Consider the following 19654-nt stretch of genomic DNA (forward strand, 5'->3'; position numbering starts at 1 on the left):
CTAGCTCGGCGCGGAGATCCCGGCGTTCGACGGGATGACGTCGGGCGAGTGAGCTCAGACGGTGCGGGCGACCCAGGGGAAGCGACGGTCGACCTGCGGGTCGTAGAGCGGGACGCCGAGGGCGTCCAGGGTCTGGATCGCGGGGTCCATCACGGTCAGGTCCTTGACGTTGTGGAAGGTCAGCACCACGAAGGTGCCGCCGGCGATCCAGACGTCGAACGAGCCGTGGGTGGGGTGCGAGAAGTGGTAGGTGTCGGTGCGCCGCCAGGTGCCGTAGACGATCGCCAACTCATCGAGCACCCGGTCGGTGTCCAGCGGTGCCACATCGGTGACCCGGCGGCCCTTGATCAGCTTCAGGTAGGTGCGCCGATCCGCCACGCGGTTGCTGCGCCGGCCGTCCGGATAGGCCCAGAACGCCAGTTGGTAGCTCATGTCACTCCCAGGGGAACCCGACTTCTAGGGCGAAATGTAGCGACCGGGCCACGTCGGAGCGGGTACCGACGCGGCCCTTTCGCTGAAATCGCGGACGAGAGTCTCGACACGCTCGACCAGCGGGGGATTGGGTCAGTCGAGTGGCTGGCGTCCCAGCGCGCCGACCAGGGCGGCGCGGTAGTCGTCGCTGGAGAACCGGGCCAGCTCGGCGTGCGCCGCGTCGATCCGGGTCGCGATGTCCAGCCGCTCGCAGGCCTCGGTGTTCTCCGGGTGGGCGGCGAAGCCCTCCAGCCGGTCGACCACGGCCTGGGCCCGCCGGACCGCCCACTGCTGCTTGGAATCCAGCCGGGCCGCGTACCAATCGGACGCCAGCACGGTCCCCCGATCGAACAGCCCGCGCACCTCGGGGGAGTCGAGCTCGTGTCCGTCGGCGGTCTTCCCGAACGCCATGATCTCCAGCAGCGCCCGCAGCGGCGGGATCGCCATCGACACGGTGCCGTCGTCGAAGTAGGCCTGCGCGACCCGGCGGTGGGTCTCGACGATCACATCCATGCTCTGGGCGTAGATGTCCAGATCTTGCAGCTCGGGGCGCAGCATCTCCGGCGTGAACACCACATGCGGGTGCAGGAAGATCCGGCCGAAGTACGTGCGGGCGAAGTTCTGCGTCATCCGGTAGCCGAGCCGGCTGGCCCGGACCAGGTGGCCGTTGTGCTCGAAGTCCTCCACCCGCTCCAGGTGGCCCTCGGCGATCAGATTGCGCGCCGACCGCTCCTCGTCGGTCATCCGGGAGAACAGCTCGGGCACCAGCATCGAGATGTCGTGATCGACCCGGACGTTCGGGCCGACATAGCCGGCGCAGGACACCCAGCCGTCGTAGCCGGTCAGCACGTAGGACAACAGCGCCGCGTTCAGGTCGATGATCGCCGGCATCGCGTTGAACGGGCCTTTGGTCAGCGCCCCTTCCGAGCCGGCGCCCGTGGTGGACGGCGACTTGCCGGTCATCGAGCTGATGTACTCCATGAACAGCTCGGGCAGCTCCAGGTAGTGCAGCGGGTTGAACGAGCACAGCGGCGGCACCCCGTCGTCCGGCGGGTTGTTGCGGCGTCCGGCGGCGACCACGTCGACCGGCACCGGCAGTGGGGCGTCGGCGGGCAGCTTGGCGGCCAGATGCATAGCCAGGTCGGCGGCCGCGGTGGCGGCGGCGTTCGTCACGTCCGGACGCCGCTGCAGGTAGCGCGGGTTCTTCGACGGCTTGCCCTTCACCAGCCGGGGGTTGGCCGACGACACCACATAGCCGGGGCTGGCGTCGTCCGGCTCGTCGGCGAAGCGGGCCAGCAGCTGCGCCATCGGGGCGGTGAAGGCGCTGAACGCCACCGCCTCGTCCCGCATCTCGCGGGCGTCGAACCGGGTCAGCGGCTCGAAATTGGACAGGAAGTTGTCCGGCCCGGCGATGTCGCGCTCGGTCTGCTTGTCGTAGCCGCGGTGAATGGCGTCGTCCGGACGCTGGAACAGCAGGTTCTCGCAGTTCTGGACGTACTTGCGGGACAACCCGACCACCGGCCCCGGACGTCCGGTCAGATGCGCCGGGCCGACGATCGAGGCGGTGATGTCGTCCTCGGTCTGCACCTTCACGGCCGGGTTGAAGTCGTGCCGCAGCCCGAACAGGCGCCACGAGCCGTCGGTGTCGAAGCCGACCCGCAGCATGTTGACGTTGATCCGCTCGCCGTTCAGCCGCAACGCGTTGCCCTGCCGGCCGTTCATGATGCCGACGGTGAAATGGCTCCGCCAATCATTGCCCCACTTCGGGCGATGGAACCGCTTCACGACGAAGACGAGCTCTTTCACGTGCGGCGGAATGCTCTCCAGCCATTCGTTGTACTCGGCGGTGAAGTCGGTCTCGGACGGGGTGAGCAGCTTGATCACGCTGCCCATCGAGCGCCGGTTGGACAGGATCGCGCGGGTGTCGGTGCCGCGCAGCGCCGGATCGGCGAACCGGTCGGAGTAGTCGCGGGCCAGGATCGCCTCGACGGTCTCCAGATCGGCCTCGTAGTCGGCGACATAGGCGTTGCCGAAGATGAAGGCGTCGGTGATCGCCTTGGAGATCTCCGATTTGCCGCCGCCCGAGACGGTGCACGGCTTGTGGCACGAGGTCGCCGTGGCCACGGTGGCCTTCAGATCCCAGTGCTTCGGGTCGGACGGCGACTGGGCCAACTGCACCCGGTAGCCGTTGGGGCCGAAGTAGACCTTGTCGGCGCGCAGCCGGATGGAGCGCTCGCCGGCCGGGGTGTTCCAGGACACCGTCATGGTGCTCAGCGAGTACCGGGGCCGGGCCGGCACCAGGACATGCTGCGGATGTTCCAGGTCGATCGCGTGACCCTCGGGCTGCCGGGCGAAACGCTTCGGGTTGCGGGCCAGCACGTCCTCCAGCCGGTAGTCGTCGCTTGCGGACTCGTCGGTGTAGCCGCCGCCCAGGTTGTAGGAGGGGAAGACCAGGGCGCCGCCGGCGTGCTCTTCCTCTACGTTGCCGAACAGGTTCGCCGAGTAGGAGATCTGGGTCTTGACCTCCTTCTTGCAGTACCCGAAGTAGTTGTCGGCGATCACCGTGACCATCACGCCGCGGGCGTCCCGCGCGCACACCTTGAAGGCCTGGCCGCCGTTGTACCGCTCGTCGGGGCTCGACCAGCACATGCCGTCCCGCTTCTGACGGTCGGTGGCCTCGTCGACGTGCGGCAGGCCGAGGCTCTTCTTGGTGAGCGTGGTCAGGTGCGGGGCGAGGATCACGCAGCCGGTGGTGCCGGTCCAGGTCCCGGGGTCGAGCGAGGCGTCGTGCTCGGGCAGATAGGGGTCGCCGCCGTTGCCGAAGATGCCTTCGACGAAGTCGAGGTTGGCCACCAGGCCGCCGGGCACGATGAACCGGGTCTCCATCCGGCGCTCGGTGGCGTAGCCGGGGACGCCGGGCGAGACCAGCGGCCGCAGCAGCAGCGATACGAAGCAGGCCGCCGGATGGTCGGTCTTCGACAGATAGGGCAGTACCAGGTCGGTCTGGGGCGGGCGGAACGCCTCGGTGAGCAGCCGGGCGAACACCGCCTTGGGGACGGCGCTCTTGTCATCCGGGATGGGCAGCCCGCCCTCTGAGAGATGGAAGACGCCGGCGGTGGTCCGGCGGTCGTTGGCCGGGTTGTGCAGGACGCCGTTGGCGAGCCGGTAGCTGGACAGCAGCGGAGAACTGAACGAGTCCCCGTTGACGGGCAGCGACAGGGCCCTGGCCAGACCCGGCTGATCGAGCACCAGGGTGCGCCGGGGCAACTTCGGGCCGGTGCTGTCAGGGTCGTCGCCGGTCGGCGGAACGTCGGTCAGATAGTCGTCCAGAAAGGCCTGAATGCGCTGGTCGACGGCACATAGTCGGTCGGAGAGGCGGCGGCTGAGCTCGCGCTGGCGGGCCAGGATCGGCGCGACCAGCTGGGCGCTGGTGGCCTCTTCGGCCTGCATCGGAACAGACAGGCCGATCAGGGCGAGACGCAGATTGACCGCAGCAGCGGTGACATCGGTGGACATGATCCCAGCCTTGTGGACCCACCCCGGCCCGTCAGTCGAACCAGGTGGCGTTCCACGATTGTTACTCTGGAGTCCCACCCGTTGACATCTCGGGGCTGTTCAGCCAGTCGTCCACCTCGGCCAGCCAGCGCGCCTTGTCGGCATCGGCAGCGAGGCTGGCGCGGATGCTGCCGCGGGCCAGCTCGGCCAGTTCGGAATCGCTGAATCCGAGCCGTTCCCGGGCCAGCCGGTACTGGTCGGTGAGCCGGGAGCGGAACAGCAGCGGGTCGTCGGCACCCAGCGCGACGGTGGCGCCGGCGTCCACCAGACGGCGCAGCGGCACGTCGCCGATCTCCGGGTAGATGCCGAGATGCACATTCGACGCCGGGCACACCTCCAGCGCGATTCCGGCCGCGATCAGGTCGTCGAGCAGCGCCGGGTCCTCGGCGCTCCGTACGCCGTGACCGATCCGGGCCGGACGCAGATGCTCCACCACCTGCCGCAGATGCCGGGGTCCCCGCAGCTCGCCGCCGTGCGGGACGCCGGGCAGGCCCGCGTTGCGGGCGATCCGGAAGGCCGGCTCCCAGTCGGCGGTCACCCCGGACCGCTCGTTGTTGCTCAGGCCGAAGGCGATCACCCCGTTCTCGCCGGCGTGCCGGGCGGCCAGCCGGGCGATGGTGCGGGCGTCCAACGGGTGCCGGACGCGGCTCGCGGCCACCACGATCGCCACCTGGACCCCGGTCTCGGCGGAGGCCCGGCGGGCCTCGTCCAGGACGATCTCCAGGGCCGCGGCCAGCCCGCCCACGTGCGGCGCATAGCTGGACGGATCGACCTGAAGCTCGAGCCGGCGCGAACCCTCGGCCGCGTCGTCGCGGGCAGCCTGGGCGACGATGAAACGCATCGCGTCCTCGCTGCGGACGACGTCGCGAGCCATCTCGTACAGCCGCTGGAACCGGAACCAGCCCCGCTGATCGCGCGGAACCAGCACGCCCCCGGCGTCCACCAGAGAGTCATGCAGCCCGATCTGGGCCAGTTCGGCGAGCTGGTGCAGCGAGGAGACGCTCATTGACCCGGTGAAATGCAGGTGGAGGTGCGCCTTCGGCAACGCGTCCAGGTCTCGCGTCATCGCCCGATGGTGTCACAGCTTCCGCCGGCGGCACCCGGTGCGACGGGGTCAGTCCTCGGATTTGCGTTGCATGGTGCCGGCCGTGCCGTCGTCGTGCTGCCAGGCGATCACCAACTCGTCGGGGGTGCCGAAGCGGACCAGCTTCGCTTAGCGTTCCGGCCGGGGCGTCGCCACCGCCGCGGTCGAGGTCGACGTCATGCGGCGTGGACGTCTCAGCCTCCGGGGCGACTGGGCACGAAGATCGGATGTTTTGTAGATTTAGGTAAGCCTTACCTTGCTAACAGCTGGTAAATCCCTTTCGTAGACCAGGATGTGTGCGCCTTGACGTTCGGTTCGACCGCTGCCCGCGTGGTCGGTGTGGTGTGCCTGCTGACCGTGCTTGCGGTCGCGGTTGTCGGCTGTGCCGGTGCCCCGGAGCCGACCCCGACAGTGGTGCAGGCCCGTACCGTGACCGACGTCACCGGCGCGCAGGTCGAGGTGCCGGCGCGGCCGCAACGGGTGGTGCCGCTCAGCGAACCCACCCTGGACGGCGTCCTGGCACTCGGCGTGACGCCGATCGGCACGGTGTCCGGTCGCGGTCAGTCCGGCGTCCCCAACTATCTGGTCGACGTGGCCGGCGACCTGCCGTTGCTGGGTGGCATCGGACAGCCCAACTTCGAGGCGATCGGGGCGGCGCGGCCCGACCTGATCCTGGTCGACGGCACCAGCGTCAACAACAACCCAGACGTGGTCGACGCGCTCGAACAGATCGCCCCGGTCGTCTACACCGGCTACGCGGGCGGCGAATGGCAGACCAACTTCCGCAACGTCGCGGCCGCGCTGGGCATGGTCGACCAGGGCGAACAGGTGATCGCCGACTATCGGGCCAAGGTGGAGGCCACCAAGGCGACGCTCGGTGCGATGGCCGACAAGACGTTCTCGATCGTCCGCTGGCAGGGGACGGCCCCCGCGCTGATCTTGAAGGAACTGCCGCCTGGGCAGGCGTTGGTCGACCTGGGGCTGCGGCGTCCGCCCACCCAGGACGCCTTCGGGCGCGGTCACACCGAACCGGTCTCGCTGGAGAACCTGCAGCGGATCGACGCCGACTACATGTTCTTCGGCACGCTCGGCGGTTCCAGCGTGAGCAATCCCAAGGCCGGCGGCACGGCCGACCTGGAGGGCGCCCGGAAGGCGCTGCAGGCTGCCGAGCAGGTGCCCGGCTTCACCCAGCTCAACGCCTACCGGAAGAAGCAGATCATTCTCGTCGACGGCTCGGCCTGGACCTCCACCGGGGGACCGCTGCTGATGAACCACCTGGTCGACGACGTTCGCAAGGCGCTCGGATGAGCAGCAGGAAGTCGATGCATACGCCCCCGAAGCCCGCTCGGCGGGCCCGGAGTTGGCTCGCGGCGGCGCTGGCGCTGACCATGCTGGGCCTGGGGCAGTCCATCCTCGCATCGTCGGCGCTGGCTGACGAGACGCCGGAACCCACCCCGTCCGCCGAGATCTCGGCACCAGCCGATCCCGAGCCGTCCGCCACCGCCAGCGCGAGTGCGTCGGCCACACCGAGTGCCTCGGCGAAACCGGTGCCGACGGCGTCCGCGGAGCCGACCGCGAAGCGGGTCGCCGCCGCCCTGACCGACCTGGACGCGACGGCGGCCAAGGAGGGCACCCGGTACGAGGTGGCGTCCGATCCCGGCGCCGTCTACTGGGTGCCGACGACCTGGGTGGTCGGCGAGCCGCTGGTGATCAGCGGCACCGGATGGCGGAACAAGGCCGGCGACGCCGGCTCGATCATCGCGGTCAAGCTCGACGATGGCGGTGTTTCCACCACTGTCGAGGTGAAGCATCCGGTGACCGGTGTGGTACAGCTCAACAAGACGATCTACGCGGTCGTCCAGGCCGACGCCAACGGGGAATGGACGCTGCGCGTGCCGTACCCGACGACCGCCAACAGCAACGCGTCCTGGGCAGTCGGACAGAACCACAACGTCCGGCTGCTGACCGGGTCGATGCTCGATGAGGACGTCATCCGCTCAGGTGCCGGCGACATCACCGTGGCCGCCGACTCGACCCCGGACGACCCGGCAAGGCAGCCGCCGAGTTGGGCGCACAGCACGGTGACCGCCGGTGGTGCCATCGCCTGGGTGCAGAGCGAGGTGGCCACGGCGTCCGGGTCTACGATCAGGATCAAGGGCATCCACTGGACCGACCAGGCCGGCACCGGTGCCTCCACGATCGCCCTGAAGCTGAACCATGCCGGCGGTCAATACGCCCGCACCGGTGCCGGCGTCGTCGCTCCCGGCGGCAAGGACGATCCGACCATCTGGAAGCTGCTCGCCCCGGCCGGGACGGCGTCCCACCCGAACCTGATCGAGCCGGGCGCCGACGGCGACTTCGAGATCGAGATGGACGCCCCTGCGGGTCTGCGGGCCGGCCAGCTGCTGACCGTGCAGTTCCTGACCGGGAAGTTCGGGGTCAACGACACCGTCCGCAACGTGACCTCCGCGCCGCTGGTGGTCGGCGGCGTCCCCTACGTCGAGCAACCGGACGAAGAGGTCACCTGCACCCCGACGTCCGTCAGCCCGGTGGTGACCATCGCCGAGCCACGGGTCGCCGTCGGCGGCACCCTGCATGTGACCGGGAGCGGCTTCTGCCACCCCGATCAGAAGCGTGGCGGCTCGACCATCGCGATCAAGATCGACGATGGCAACTACAGCCGGGTGAACGATGCCATCCACAGCAACCGGACGATCTGGACGATCATCGAGGCCAAGGCGTCCGACGGCACCTTCGACATCGACCTGCAACTGCCGGACGGCACCACCAGTGCCCCGAACGGCTCCACCCCTGCCTTCCCCCAAGGCGCGCACACCTTGCGCTTCCTGACCGGATCGCTGAAGGACGGGGACGTCACGCGCACCGTGCCGTCGTCGGAGTTCGTGGTCGGCGACTACCGGCCGACCGGGATGCCCGATCCGGTCGAAGCCACCGAGGACCTGACCTCGTCGTCCCGCAACGGGGTGACGGTGACCAAGACTGCGAAGCGCCTGACGGTGACCGTTCCGGGCGCCGGCGCCGGAGACTGGGTGTATCTGAACACCTACGCCGACGGATCGCCGACCAGCCCGTGGGGAACGACCTGGTTCCGTACCGACGCCGACGGACGCGCGGTGGCCAGCCTGACCGGGGTGACGCTGCCGACCGGCACCAGCAAGCTGTCGGTCCAGTCCGGCAATGACGGCGAGTACGGGAAGCTGCTCGGCTGGACGTCGCTGACCGTGGCCGGACCGAAGACCGCCACGCCCACGCCGGTGACGGCCGTCCAGAACGTGACGACGACCACCACCACGACGACCACGACGGAGACCGACGACAGCTCGTCGGCGCCCACCACCATCCCTGAGGCGCCGGTGGCGCGGGCCAGTCAGCTGACCGCGCTGAGCAACGGGGACGCCACGGCGACCGCCGACGGCACCAAGATCACCGTCACCGTGCCGAAGAGTGCGGCCAAACGCTGGGTGTACGTCTATCTCTATAGCGGGGCCAGCATCGCCCGCGCCGGCTGGGTGCAGCTGAACTCGGCGAAGGCGTTCACCGTGGACCTGAAAGATCTGGCGGACGGCCGGCACCGGATCGTCGCGGTGAACGCCGACGGCGCCGTCCTCGGTTGGGTGGAAGCCAGCAAGGGCACCGTGGCCACCACACCGCTACCCGCCCCGATCGACGGCGTCCCGAACCCCCCGACCGACACCGGAGCCGGCGCGGGTGCCGTCAACCCGCAAGCCGCGCCCGCGCAGACCGCCGGCGGTTCGCTGGAAGCGGTGCTGATCGGGGCCGCGATCGCGGTGCTGACCGCGGGCGGGCTCGCCGTCCGACGACTGGCGACCAAGCCAAGGAGAGTGGCCCGATGACGAACCCGATGATCCGAGGTCTGCGCTGGGGCGTCGCGCTGCTGTTCGGCGTCGCGCTGGCACTGCCAAGCGTGCCGGCCGCCGAGGCCGTCCCGCCCGGTGGCCCCGGCTCGAACACGCCGGGCACCAGTTCCAGCGTCTCGCCGCGCAGTCTGAAAGCCGGCGAGGTGATCCGGTTCACCGTCCGCGGGTTCCCCAAGGGCGAGACGCTCTACGTCAAGATCGACGATGGACGTGCCTGCGGCAGCACCTCGCACGGTGCCTGCGTGTACCACACCCAGAAGATCCCCGCTTCGGGGGTGGTGAGCGGGTCGTTTCGGCTGCCCAGCAACCTGAAGAAGGGCACCCACTCGCTGCGGTTCCTGGCCTCGGCATACATCGATCCGAAGAATCCGGGCAAGGGCACCAAGGGCTACACCAACCGCAGCCCGAGCTTCACCGTCGTGGCCGCCTCGTCCGGTTCGAAGCAGACCGGCAACAACGGCAACAGCGGCGGCACGACCAACTCCTCGTCCACCACCAAGCCGGGGACGACCGGTGGCACCACCTCGACGACGTCGCCGGGCGTGGTGGTCGCGCCGACCTCCGGTGCCGCCAATCAGCCGGCCACCGCACCCAGAGCCCCCGCGGCCGACACGCTGGCCGCTGACAAGGCTGGAAAGGTGACCGTCGCGGTGAACGGCGAGCAGGCGGTGCTCACCGTCGGCACCGACTACGCCGGCGAATGGGCGTTCGTCTATGCCTACTCCGAGCCGACCCCGCTCGGCTGGCAGCAGGTCGCCGCGAACGGCACCGTGAACGTCGCCACCACCGGGTTGGCCGCCGGCGAGCACCGGTTCGCCGTCCTGGACGCCGACGGTGTGCTGCTCGGTTGGACGGCTGCCGCCGTCGGCGCCTCGTCGCCGGCTGCCACGCCCTCGTCGACTCCGTCGGCGACACCGGCGGCTGCCGGCTCCGGGCCGAGCATCGGAATCTGGGCGTTGGCCGGTGCGGTGGTGGTGGTGGCCGCGGGCCTGGCGATCGTGCTGCTCCGGAGGCGCCGCGCGGCGTCCCAGGCCTGAGCCTTGTCGAGCACCATCGTGCGCACCCGTCCGGCGAGCGCCCCCGCCGGCGCCGCACGGGCCGGTCTCGCCTTCGTGGTGGCCGCCGGTCTGCTCGCCCTCGGCATGCTGTTCTCGCTGGGGGTGGGTTCGAACCCGATCCCGCCCGGCCGGGTCTGGGAGTTGCTGAGGCAGCCGGACGGCAGCTTCGACGCCGTCGTCGTCCTCGACCAGCGGCTGCCCCGCACCCTGGTGCTGGTGGTGGTCGGTGCCGCGCTGGGCGTGGCCGGGGCGCTTATGCAGTCGCTCACCCGCAACCCGCTCGCCGACCCCGGCATTCTCGGGATCAACGCTGGGGCGTCCCTGGCGGTGGTGCTCGCGGTGGCCGTCACCGGGGTCAGCGGGATCGGCTTCTATCTGTGGTTCGCGTTCGCCGGGGCCGCCGTCGCCGCGGTCGGCGTCTATCTGCTCGGGATGGCCGGGCACGCCTCGCCGTCGCCGGTGCGGCTGGCGCTGGCCGGGGTGGCGATCAGCATGACGGTGGCGTCGCTGGTGCAGACCGTCATTCTCGCCAACGCGAACGCCTTCAACGAGTTCCGGTTCTGGGCGGCCGGGTCGGTCGAGGGCCGAGGCTTTCCGGTGCTGCTGACCACCGGCGGATTCATCGCCGCCGGCCTGGTGCTGGCCTGCTGCCTGGCGCCCGCGCTCAACGTGCTGGCGTTGGGTGAGGACGCGGGGCGCGCGCTCGGCGTCCGGGTCGGGCTGGTCCGGGGTCTGGCGGTGGTGGCGGTGACCGCGTTGGCCGGTGCCGCCACCGCGGCGGCCGGTCCGATCATGTTCGTCGGACTCGGGGTTCCCTACCTGGCCAGGGCCGTGTTCGGCCCCGACCAGCGGCTGGTGCTGCCCGGCACCGCACTGGCCGCGCCGGTGCTGCTGCTGGTCGCCGACATCGTGGCCCGGCTGGTGGTGCTGCCGGGCGAGGTGCCGGTCGGCGTGGTCGCCGCCATCCTGGGCGGACCGGCCTTCGTGCTGATCGTCCGGCGTCCCCGGATCGAGGCGCTATGAGTACGACGGGGCTGGCGCAGGGCCGACGTCCCGGCTATCGCCGGCTGCAGTTCGGGTCGGCCACGATGCTGGTCGAACGCCGGACGATCGCGGTCGCGCTGGGCGCGGTCGCCGCGCTGCTGGCGCTGGGTGCGGTCGGGCTGCTGATCGGCGACTATCCGCTGAATCTGGGCCAGGCCCTGCGGGCCTTGTTCGGCGTCGGCGGCGATCCGCTGGCCCAGTTCTTCGTCCGTGGCCAGCGGGCGCCGCGGGTGCTGGCGGCGATGCTGGTCGGCGCGGCCCTCGCCGTCTCGGGCGCCATCTTCCAGTCGCTGTCGGACAACCCGCTGGGCAGTCCGGACGTGATCGGCTTCACCACCGGGTCGGCCACCGGGGCGCTGATCGCGATCATCGTGATCGGGGCCGGGCCGGCACAGACCGCCGTCGGTGCGCTGGTCGGTGGCGCGATCACGGCCGCGGTCGTCTACCTGCTGGCCTGGCGGCGCGGGCTGACCGGCGGACGCCTGATCCTGGTCGGCATCGGCATCGCCGCCGTGCTGCAGGGGGTGAACAACCTGCTGCTGGTGCGGGCCTCGCTGACCTCCGCGCAGACGGCCGGGCAGTGGCTGGCCGGATCGTTCAACGCCACCACCTGGCCGCGGGTGCTGCTGGTCGGGGGGGCGCTGGCGTTGCTGCTGCCGGCCGCCGGCCTGCTGGCCCGGCCGCTGGGGGCGCTGGTGCTGGGCGACGACCTGGCGGCCGCGCTCGGCGTCCGGGTGGAATGGGTCCGCGCCCTGCTGGTGGTGGTCGGGGTGGCGCTGGTCGCGGTCGCGACCGCGGCGGCCGGCCCGATCAACTTCATCGCGCTCGCCGCGCCGCAGATCGCCCGTCGGCTGACCCGGACGTCGGGCATCGGCCTGGGCACGGCGGCGTTGCTGGGCGCGATGCTGGTGCTGGCGTCCGATCTGGTCGCGCAACGTCTGTTCGCCCCCACCCAGCTGGCCGTCGGGGTGGTCACCGGCGTGCTGGGCGGCGGATACCTGATCTGGCTGCTGGGCAGCCAGTGGCGAAAGGGAGCACGATGACCTCCGTGAGCATGGTCGAGCCGATCACCGCGCCGGCACCGCTGCGCGCCCGCAATCTGGGCGTCGGCTACGGCGAACGCCTGGTGATCGAGGGGCTGGACGTCGACCTGCCGGCCGGCGAGCTGACGGTCATCGTCGGCCCCAACGGCTGCGGCAAGTCGACGCTGCTGCGGGCCCTGGCCCGGATGGTGCCGGCCCGGGCCGGCACGGTCGAGCTGGACGGCAAGCCGATCGGCCACTACCCGACCCGGCAGGTGGCCCGCCGGCTCGGGCTGCTGCCCCAGTCTCCGGTCGCCCCGGACGGCATCACCGTCACCGACCTGGTGGCCCGCGGACGCTACCCGCACCAGGGCATCTTCCGGCAGTGGAGCGACACCGACGCGGCCGCGGTCGACGAGGCGATGCGCCGGGCCGGAGTCACCGACCTGGCCGACCGTCAGGTCAGCCAGCTGTCCGGCGGGCAGCGGCAGCGGGTGTGGATCGCGATGGCGCTCGCCCAGCAGACCCCGATCCTGCTGCTCGACGAGCCCACCACCTATCTCGACGTCGCGCACCAGGTGGAGGTGCTGCGGCTCACCCGCAGCCTGCAGCGCGACGGCTACACGGTGGTGGTGGTGCTGCACGATCTGCACTTGGCGTTCCGGTACGCCACCCAGCTGCTGGTGATGAAGGACGGCCGGATCGTGGCGCAGGGTGAGCCGACCGAGATCGTCACCGCGCAGCTCATCGAGGACGTCTACGGGCTGCCTTGCCGGGTGCTGGCCGACCCGGAGACCGGCCGTCCGCTGGTGATTCCGGCGGGTGACGAATGAGCGCCATGCCCGCGCCGGGGGCGCCTCGGACGCCGCCGAAGGTGCGGCGTCCGGCACCGGCACCGCGGGTGCCTACCCCGGCCGGCGTGGTCGCGGCGTTCCAGGCCGAGCCGCGCTCACCGATGATCGAACGCGACGGCGACGAGTGGCTCGTCACCTTCTGGTGGGCCGACGCCGACGCCGACGAGGTGCTGCTGTTCGTCAACCGGCTCACCGACGAGCGCGACCTGGACCGCAGCCTGATGGAGCGGCTACGCGGCACCGATCTGTGGCACCTGAGCTACCGGATGCCGGGCGATTGGCGTGCCTCGTACGCCGTTGTGCCGAAGCGTCCGGGCCGTCCGGCGCCCTGGCGTGACCTGGCCGAACAGGTGTCGCTGCGGGCGGCGCTCGACCGGGGACTGCCCGACCCGCTCAACCCGTCCACGATGCGCAACCGGGTGGGCAACACGGTGTCGGTGGTCGAGCTGCCCGACGCCCCGGCGCAGCGCTGGCTGAAGCCGCGCGGACCGCTGCGCGGAGTGCTCACCGAGCATGAACTGGACGGACGCCGTCCCTGGGTCTACCGGCCGGCCGAGTTCGTCGCCGGCGGTCCGGTGCTGATCGCGTTGGACGGCGAGATGTGGGTGGGCGAGCAGAGCCTGCCGGCGATGATCGACAACGTGATCGCCGACGGGCTGATCCGGCCCCCGCTGGTGCTGCTGGTGCCGGGCGGCGACCGGCTGCGGCGCTGGGCCGAGCTGAACGGGTCGGGGGGCATGCCGGACTGGCTCGCCGACGTCCTGCTGCCCTGGGCTGTAGCCGGCCATGACGCCGGAACGGACGCCGCCGACCGGGTCGTCGCCGGGCAGAGCCTGGGTGGTGCGGTCGCGTTGCTCACCGCCGCCGAACGCCCGGACGCCGTGGGCGGCTTCGTGGCCCAGTCGGCGTCCCTGTGGCAGGAGGGCCTGGCCGAGCGGGCCGGTGCCATGCCGGCGTCGGCGCGCGGCTATCTCGAGGTCGGACGCCAGGAGTGGGTGCTGCTCGGGCCGAACCGGGAACTGCACCACCGGCTCGCTGCGGCCGACGTCCGGCACGACTACGCCGAGTTCAACGGCGGCCACGACTACGCCTGCTGGCGGGACGGAATCGTGGACGGGCTGCGGGCCGTGCTCCCGCCGGCCACCGCTGGTTGAGTCAGGCCTGCTCGGCCGGGACCAGATCGCGCTCGATGTGCTGCGCCATGGCGTGCGCGGCGGCGGCGATGTCGCCGGCCTCCAAGGCGGCCAACAGCACCCGATGCTCGCTCAGCCGGGTCTCGGCGTCCGTGGCATGGACGACGGTGCCGGAGTGGAGCGCCTGGCGCAGCGCGGTGACCACCCCCGCATACAACCCGACCAGCAGCGTGTTGCCGCTGGCCTCCATCACCAGGAAATGGAACTGTCCAGGAGCCTTGCCATGGTCGCGTCCGAACGGTTGCTCGGGTGCCGTCGCCGGGTTGTCGAGCGCGTGCCGCATCGCCGCCAACTGCTCGTCGGTGCGATGCCGGGCCGCCTGCTGGGCCGCCTCCAGTTCGAGCGCCCGCCGATAGCCGAGCAGGTCGGCGGCGCCGAACTCGGAGAGGTAGTCGGTCAGCACCGAGCTCACCGGCATCCGGGAGCGGACGAAGGTGCCGATGCCCGGCATCGGTTCGAGCATGCCGACGCTGGCCAGCGAACGGACGGCCTCGCGCACGGTGGTCTTGCCGACCCCGATCAGCTGCATCAGTTCGGGTTCGGTCGGAATCTTGGAGTTGATCGGCCACTCTCCCGACGAGATCCGATGCCGCAGGAACGCCAACGTGCGTCGGGCGCGATCCGAGCCGACCTGCACCATTGCCTCCTGTTCGGGTATGTACTGCGAGTTCGGTCACAGCCGAAAATACTCGCTGAACCTTCAGCAATGCACAGTTGCAGGCGCGATGCCCTGCCATTTTTTGGTGCATTTTCCGTGATCAAATCAACCGAAGGATCGGAGCCGACGATGCGGATCGGCTCAGCGCTGGCATCGCCCGGCGTGATCACACCTCGCGACATCGCCCTGGTTCGGCGTCCTTTCCGTGGTTCAAACCCGGTGAAGGACACCGAAGCAGGGCGACGTCGTCGGCGTCAGCAGAGGGTGACGGCCAACAGGTCCTCGTGCACGGTCGCTCGCAGGGCGCGGTCGAAGGCGTCGACGTCGAGGCAACGGTCCAGGTCGTCGGCGTCCACGCCCGGATAGGCCGGGTCGCCGCCGCGGGCCAAGGTCTCCCGTCCTGCGGTGGATCGCCGGACGCGGTCCAGGTACGGCGCCGGATCGATCCGGTCAGGACGGTCTGCGGTGAGCAACCTGGTGAGGTAGTCGGCCAAGGCGACGTCCTCGTCGCCTTCGGTCGGCACCAGCAGGACGCGTGCGGCGTCCGATCCCGCGATCGCACGCACCGTCGCGGCCGCGGTGACGAAGGACGCGCAGAACACCACCGGAACCGAACGGACGGCGTGTGCGCCACGGGTGCCGTTGCCGGTCACCTGGACGACGGTGCGACCGGTGAGGTTCTCCCGAGCGATGCGGCCGGGCGCGTTCGGCAGGTCGAATCGGGGATCCGGCGGGCCGTCCTTGATCAGCAGGGCATCGTGGTATCGCTCGTCTCGCGCGGCCACTGCCGTGTCGATATCGGGGGCGAGCAAGAGGCGGTTCGCACCACGGGACAGGCACCAGGGTGCCGTGGTGAACGCCCGGATCACGTCGATGACCACGGCGACATCGGCCGTCTCGGCCGGGCCGGGGCGCTGGGTCTACCCCACAGGCCAATAGTGATCCTCGTTCAGGGTGCGGGCGCCGAAGATGGCCTGTCCGACCCGGACGCAGGTGGCCCCCTCTTCGATGGCGACCTCGTAGTCGCCGGACATGCCCATCGACAGCTCGCCGGGTCCGATCAGGGCCTCATCGGTCTCGCGGACGCGGTCGCGCAGCGTCCGCAGCCGGACGAAGCAGGCGCGGACGCGTGCGACGTCCGAGCTGAACAGAGCGAGGGTCATCAGGCCCTGCACCTTGAGGCTGGCGTAGTGGGGCAGTTGGCGGAGGAACGCCGGCACCTCATCGGGAGCCAGGCCGTACTTGGACTCTTCGGCGGAGGTGTTCACCTGCACGTAGACGTCGAGGGAACGCCCGGCCGCCTGGAGGCGGCGATCCAGCGCTTCGGCGACCCGCAGGCTGTCCAGGGCCTGGAACTCGGCGGCGAAGGCGGCGACGTCGCGGGCCTTGTTGGTCTGCAGGTGGCCGATCACCGACCAGGCGACGTCTTCGTCGATCAGGTTGGCGTGCTTGCGCTTCGCCTCTTGCACCTTGTTCTCACCGAGCTGGTGCATGCCGGCGGCGATGGCGTTGCGCACCCGCTCTTCGGGCACGGTCTTGCTGACCGGCAGCAGCCGCACCTCGCCGGACGGGCGTCCGGCCCGCTCGGCGGCCGCCGCGATCCGGGCTCGGACGGCGTCCAGGTTGCGCCGGAAGTCGTCGACGGACGTCGCCGTGGGGTACTGCGGTGAGTCGGATGAAGCGGTTGGCATGACACCACGTTAGAGGTTCCGCGCGTGGTGGCGGCAGGGGAGGATAGGCCCATGCACAGGGATGATCCGGCGCGGATGGACCGCATGCGGGAGTGGCTGACCGATGTCGCCGCCGAGCTCGGGGTGGAGCCAGGCGTCGTCCTCGATCACGAGGAAGTCCTGCTGGCCATGGTGTCCGCGGTGGCGCACGGGCCGTCGCGTCCGGGCGCGCCGCTCAGTGCGTTTCTGGCCGGGGTCGCGGTCGGACGCGGCGCGGCGGCGTCCGAGGTGGCTGGACGGGTGACGGCGCTGGCCGGCGAGCCGGGTCAGGTGCGGGCGACCAGCAGGCAGCCGAGGTAGACCACGTAGCCGGCGACCATCAGAGTGCCTTCGGGACGGGAGAGTCGGCGTCCGGTGAGGAACAGCGGGACGCAGAGCAGGCAGACCGCCACCATGATCGGCAGGTCGATGTGCAGCAGATGGGTCTCGATCGGGCCGGATCCGTTGGCCACCAGCACCGGGACGCCGAGGATCAGGGTCAGGTTGTAGACGCTGGAGCCGATCAGGTTGCCCACCGCGATGTCGCGATCGCCGCGGAAGGTGGACACCAGGGCCGTCACCAGTTCGGGGGCCGAGGTGCCGATGGCGACCACGGTGAGCCCGATGAAGGCGTCCGACACGCCGACCAGCCGGGCCAGTTCGACCGAGCCGCGGACCAGGGCGTCCGCCCCGAACACGATGACGGCGATGCCGGCGGCCAGCAGGAGCGAGAACCATAGCACCCGGCCGCGGGCGTACTCGGGTTGGGCGGTGACGGGTCCTTCGGCCGCCAGGTCGGCGCCGAGCACGTCCTTTCTGCCGGCGTTCTCGCGACGGGTCCACCAGCCCAGGCCGATGGTGTAGAGGACGGCGGCGATCACCAGCGGAATGCCTTCCCAGAGCTGCAATGCACCGTCCAGGCTGAGCAGGAAGACCAGGAGGGCGACGATCGCCATGCCGGGCAGATCGAGCACCAGCGTCCGGCGTTCGAAGTCGATCGGACGCAGCGCCGCACACAGACCGAGGATCAACAGCAGGTTCACGATGTTGGTGCCGGCGATATTGCCGACCGCCAACGACCCGGCGTTCACCTTCATCGCGTCGATGCCGACCGCCAACTCGGGCGCACTGGTGCCGATCGAGACCACGGTGAGACCGATGATCATCGGCGGGATGCCGAGCCGGCGTGCCAGCAGCGAACCGTAGCGGACGACCAACTCGGCGCCCGCGATCAGTGCGACGAGACCGCCGATCACCAAGAGCACGGGAACCATGGCTCACTCTACCGGGGCCTACTTGCCTGACGCACGGTCTCCCGGCGATCAGGTCGCCGAGGAGTTCCGCTGGCGGTATCTCAAGCACTTCGAGACGTGGCGTCCCCCGTGACGGTTAGGCGGAAGTGGACGTGAAGCACCGGCCGGTGGAGATCACTGTCCGGTCTCGTCAAAACAGTACCAATTTCAGTACGCTCTTGACGTAGAGGAGGTAGTGATGACGCACCGCCAAACCCTGCGCGAGCTCGCGTTCGACACCCACGGCGTGATCGCGGTCCGGGACGCCGAGGCTGCGGGCGTGCCCGCCGTCGAGGTCCGCAAGCTCGCGACCCGCGGCGCACTCACCCGCGTCGGACATGGCGTCTACCTGATGAATGAGGCCCCGCGGGACGACCTCACCGAGTTCGCGATCGCAGTCGCCCTGGCCGGCGAGGGCGCGGTGTTGGCCGATGACGCCGTGCTTGCTGCGCACGACCTCGCCCAGGTGAACCTCCGCCGCATCCGGGTCGCCACTGGTGGCCGCGTCCGCAAGCGACTTCCGGCGTCCGTCGAACTCGTCCACCTTGACGTCCCCGCGGAGGACCGTGACGACATCGACGGCGTGCCGGCGATGCGCCTGGGACCTGCCCTGCTCGCCAGCCGCGGACGAGTCATGACCTCCCGGCTCATGGACGCAGCCCGTCTGGCGGCGGCCCGCGGGCTCATCGATCAGGCTGAGGCAGGGACTGTCATTGCCGGACTGGAGAATGCATGATCATGGAACCCCCACGCCGCGTCGGCGATCTTCGACGACAGATCGGTGCTCTGGCGCGTGACATGGAAACGACCGAACGACGCCTGATGGCGCTGTTCGGCAACATGGTGTTGTCCCAGATGCTCCCCGACTCTGCCATCAAGGGCGGCACTGGGTGCCAAGCGTGCTCCCGCAGCCGTCCCGGCGGCTTACGCGGCCGGGGGTGACAGGCAATCGCGATTCGCGGTTCTTCAATGCGGTCATGGTTTGCGCCAAGACAGCTGCGGCGGTGGGATGCTCGTGAAGTTCTATGGGCAAGAGAGGATTCTAGACAATGGCCGGTTTCAGGTCGCGTTCTCATGATCCGGGGACCGTGGGTGTGCGCACATTCGCGGAGGCGGCGTTGTTCTACCTCGCTCCAATCGCAGATGACGGGCCCTTCCCCGACTGGCGGCCGGAGCTCGATGAAGTGCCGCTGGTGGCACCCACGGTCGCTGGGTCGGGAATCGCGATTGCGACCGGGATCAAGATGGGGCCGGTCCTGGTCGAGGTAGGTGGGCTGCCGGACGACCCCGGCAACTGGGAAGAGCACGGGTCGACACAGGTCCACATTCGCGAGCCACTGGTGAGTGCGGTCGGCGGCCATGAGCCGATCACCATGTTCTCGCCCGCCGCCGCCGGCCATTATCGAGTCGACGTTTATGCAGTCAATCGCGAAATCAACCGGGACCTGGCGCGCAAGCCCAAGGCGCGCAAGAATCTGGAGAGGTATCTGGTTGTCTTTACTCCTATCCAGCAGCCCGCGGAGGCCCCTGACGCAGCCGACTACCAGCCGCCGCGGTAGAGCGGTCCTGCGGCCTGACACGTCCGCAAATCCGCCCGTGAGGTCAGTTTCGGTTCAGGTGCGAAGTGCTTCAGCGGGCTACTTCGCCGCCATCGCCGGGACGTGCCGTCCCCATGATCGAAGGCGGCACTAGTGTCCTGTCAGGTTGTTTCGTGAGATAATTGCTGGATTCGGGAATTTCGGTTGGGGTGGGGCGGTTTCAGGGGGTAGAACCTCTACCGAAGGAGCCGCAGATGCCTGGTCCGGGACGACCGAC

16 protein-coding genes and 1 pseudogene are annotated in these 19654 nt (G+C 70.1%); 10 read left to right on the forward strand and 7 right to left on the reverse strand.

Annotation, left to right across the window (positions count from 1 at the left end; translation table 11 throughout):
* Positions 1 to 54: 54 nt before the first annotated feature.
* The 3 genes from QM619_RS10285 to QM619_RS10295 all read right to left on the reverse strand — a co-directional run bounded on the left by QM619_RS10285 (position 55) and on the right by QM619_RS10295 (position 5092).
* Complete coding sequence (locus QM619_RS10285) at positions 55 to 432, reverse strand: hypothetical protein (protein ID WP_415107810.1); 378 nt, start codon at positions 430 to 432, stop codon at positions 55 to 57.
* A 132-nt stretch (positions 433 to 564) separates the two neighbouring features.
* The gene (locus QM619_RS10290; RefSeq protein WP_415107813.1) at positions 565 to 3987 is read right to left on the reverse strand and encodes a hypothetical protein; all 3423 of its coding nucleotides are present in this window, start codon (positions 3985 to 3987) and stop codon (positions 565 to 567) included.
* 61 nt (positions 3988 to 4048) lie between these two features.
* Positions 4049 to 5092, reverse strand: a complete 1044-nt coding sequence (locus QM619_RS10295; protein WP_415107816.1) for an adenosine deaminase — start codon at positions 5090 to 5092, stop codon at positions 4049 to 4051.
* A 321-nt stretch (positions 5093 to 5413) separates the two neighbouring features.
* Here QM619_RS10295 and QM619_RS10300 point away from each other — a divergent pair, with 321 nt between their 5' ends.
* Genes QM619_RS10300 through QM619_RS10330 form a run of 7 tightly spaced genes read left to right on the forward strand, consistent with a single transcriptional unit; the run spans position 5414 to position 14141 of the window.
* Complete coding sequence (locus QM619_RS10300; RefSeq protein WP_415107819.1) at positions 5414 to 6418, forward strand: ABC transporter substrate-binding protein; 1005 nt, start codon at positions 5414 to 5416, stop codon at positions 6416 to 6418.
* On the forward strand, positions 6415 to 8985 hold the full coding sequence (locus QM619_RS10305; protein WP_415107822.1) for a hypothetical protein: 2571 nt from the start codon (positions 6415 to 6417) through the stop codon (positions 8983 to 8985). The genes QM619_RS10300 and QM619_RS10305 overlap by 4 nt, the downstream gene beginning before the upstream one ends.
* On the forward strand, positions 8982 to 10046 hold the full coding sequence (locus QM619_RS10310; protein ID WP_415107825.1) for a hypothetical protein: 1065 nt from the start codon (positions 8982 to 8984) through the stop codon (positions 10044 to 10046). The genes QM619_RS10305 and QM619_RS10310 overlap by 4 nt, the downstream gene beginning before the upstream one ends.
* Positions 10047 to 10049: 3 nt before the next feature.
* A complete protein-coding gene (locus tag QM619_RS10315) occupies positions 10050 to 11090 on the forward strand; it encodes a FecCD family ABC transporter permease (protein WP_415107828.1) in 1041 nt (346 codons plus the stop codon).
* Positions 11087 to 12154: a FecCD family ABC transporter permease gene (locus QM619_RS10320; RefSeq protein ID WP_415107831.1), complete on the forward strand. Its 1068-nt coding sequence runs from the start codon at positions 11087 to 11089 to the stop codon at positions 12152 to 12154. Before QM619_RS10315 ends, QM619_RS10320 begins: the two co-directional genes overlap by 4 nt.
* A complete protein-coding gene (locus tag QM619_RS10325) occupies positions 12151 to 12966 on the forward strand; it encodes an ABC transporter ATP-binding protein (protein ID WP_415107834.1) in 816 nt (271 codons plus the stop codon). Before QM619_RS10320 ends, QM619_RS10325 begins: the two co-directional genes overlap by 4 nt.
* Complete coding sequence (locus QM619_RS10330; RefSeq protein WP_415107837.1) at positions 12963 to 14141, forward strand: enterochelin esterase domain-containing protein; 1179 nt, start codon at positions 12963 to 12965, stop codon at positions 14139 to 14141. The genes QM619_RS10325 and QM619_RS10330 overlap by 4 nt, the downstream gene beginning before the upstream one ends.
* Before the next feature lies 1 nt (position 14142).
* Here QM619_RS10330 and QM619_RS10335 read toward each other — a convergent pair whose 3' ends face one another.
* The 3 genes and pseudogenes from QM619_RS10335 to QM619_RS10345 form a co-directional block, all read right to left on the reverse strand.
* Positions 14143 to 14817: a FadR/GntR family transcriptional regulator gene (locus tag QM619_RS10335; protein ID WP_415107839.1), complete on the reverse strand. Its 675-nt coding sequence runs from the start codon at positions 14815 to 14817 to the stop codon at positions 14143 to 14145.
* A gap of 275 nt (positions 14818 to 15092) precedes the next feature.
* Positions 15093 to 15725, reverse strand: a pseudogene (locus tag QM619_RS10340) (2-phosphosulfolactate phosphatase); the annotation flags it as partial.
* Between the two features lie 33 nt (positions 15726 to 15758).
* Positions 15759 to 16529, reverse strand: a complete 771-nt coding sequence (locus QM619_RS10345) for a YggS family pyridoxal phosphate-dependent enzyme (protein ID WP_415107842.1) — start codon at positions 16527 to 16529, stop codon at positions 15759 to 15761.
* Between the two features lie 51 nt (positions 16530 to 16580).
* On the opposite strand from QM619_RS10345, the gene QM619_RS10350 reads away from it, so the two are divergent.
* Positions 16581 to 16868, forward strand: a complete 288-nt coding sequence (locus QM619_RS10350; protein ID WP_415107845.1) for a DUF6457 domain-containing protein — start codon at positions 16581 to 16583, stop codon at positions 16866 to 16868.
* Here QM619_RS10350 and QM619_RS10355 read toward each other — a convergent pair.
* Positions 16835 to 17821: a calcium/sodium antiporter gene (locus tag QM619_RS10355; protein WP_415107847.1), complete on the reverse strand. Its 987-nt coding sequence runs from the start codon at positions 17819 to 17821 to the stop codon at positions 16835 to 16837. The genes QM619_RS10350 and QM619_RS10355 overlap by 34 nt on opposite strands.
* A gap of 217 nt (positions 17822 to 18038) precedes the next feature.
* On the opposite strand from QM619_RS10355, the gene QM619_RS10360 reads away from it, so the two are divergent.
* Both QM619_RS10360 and QM619_RS10365 read left to right on the forward strand, forming a co-directional pair.
* A complete protein-coding gene (locus QM619_RS10360; protein WP_415107850.1) occupies positions 18039 to 18575 on the forward strand; it encodes a type IV toxin-antitoxin system AbiEi family antitoxin domain-containing protein in 537 nt (178 codons plus the stop codon).
* A gap of 313 nt (positions 18576 to 18888) precedes the next feature.
* Positions 18889 to 19398 carry a hypothetical protein gene (locus tag QM619_RS10365; RefSeq protein ID WP_415107853.1) on the forward strand — a complete coding sequence of 170 codons (510 nt, stop codon included), beginning with the start codon at positions 18889 to 18891 and terminating at the stop codon, positions 19396 to 19398.
* The last annotated feature ends 256 nt before the right edge of the window (positions 19399 to 19654 follow it).

Source organism: Micropruina sp. (assembly GCF_047606665.1).
GTDB lineage: Bacteria > Actinomycetota > Actinomycetes > Propionibacteriales > Propionibacteriaceae > Micropruina.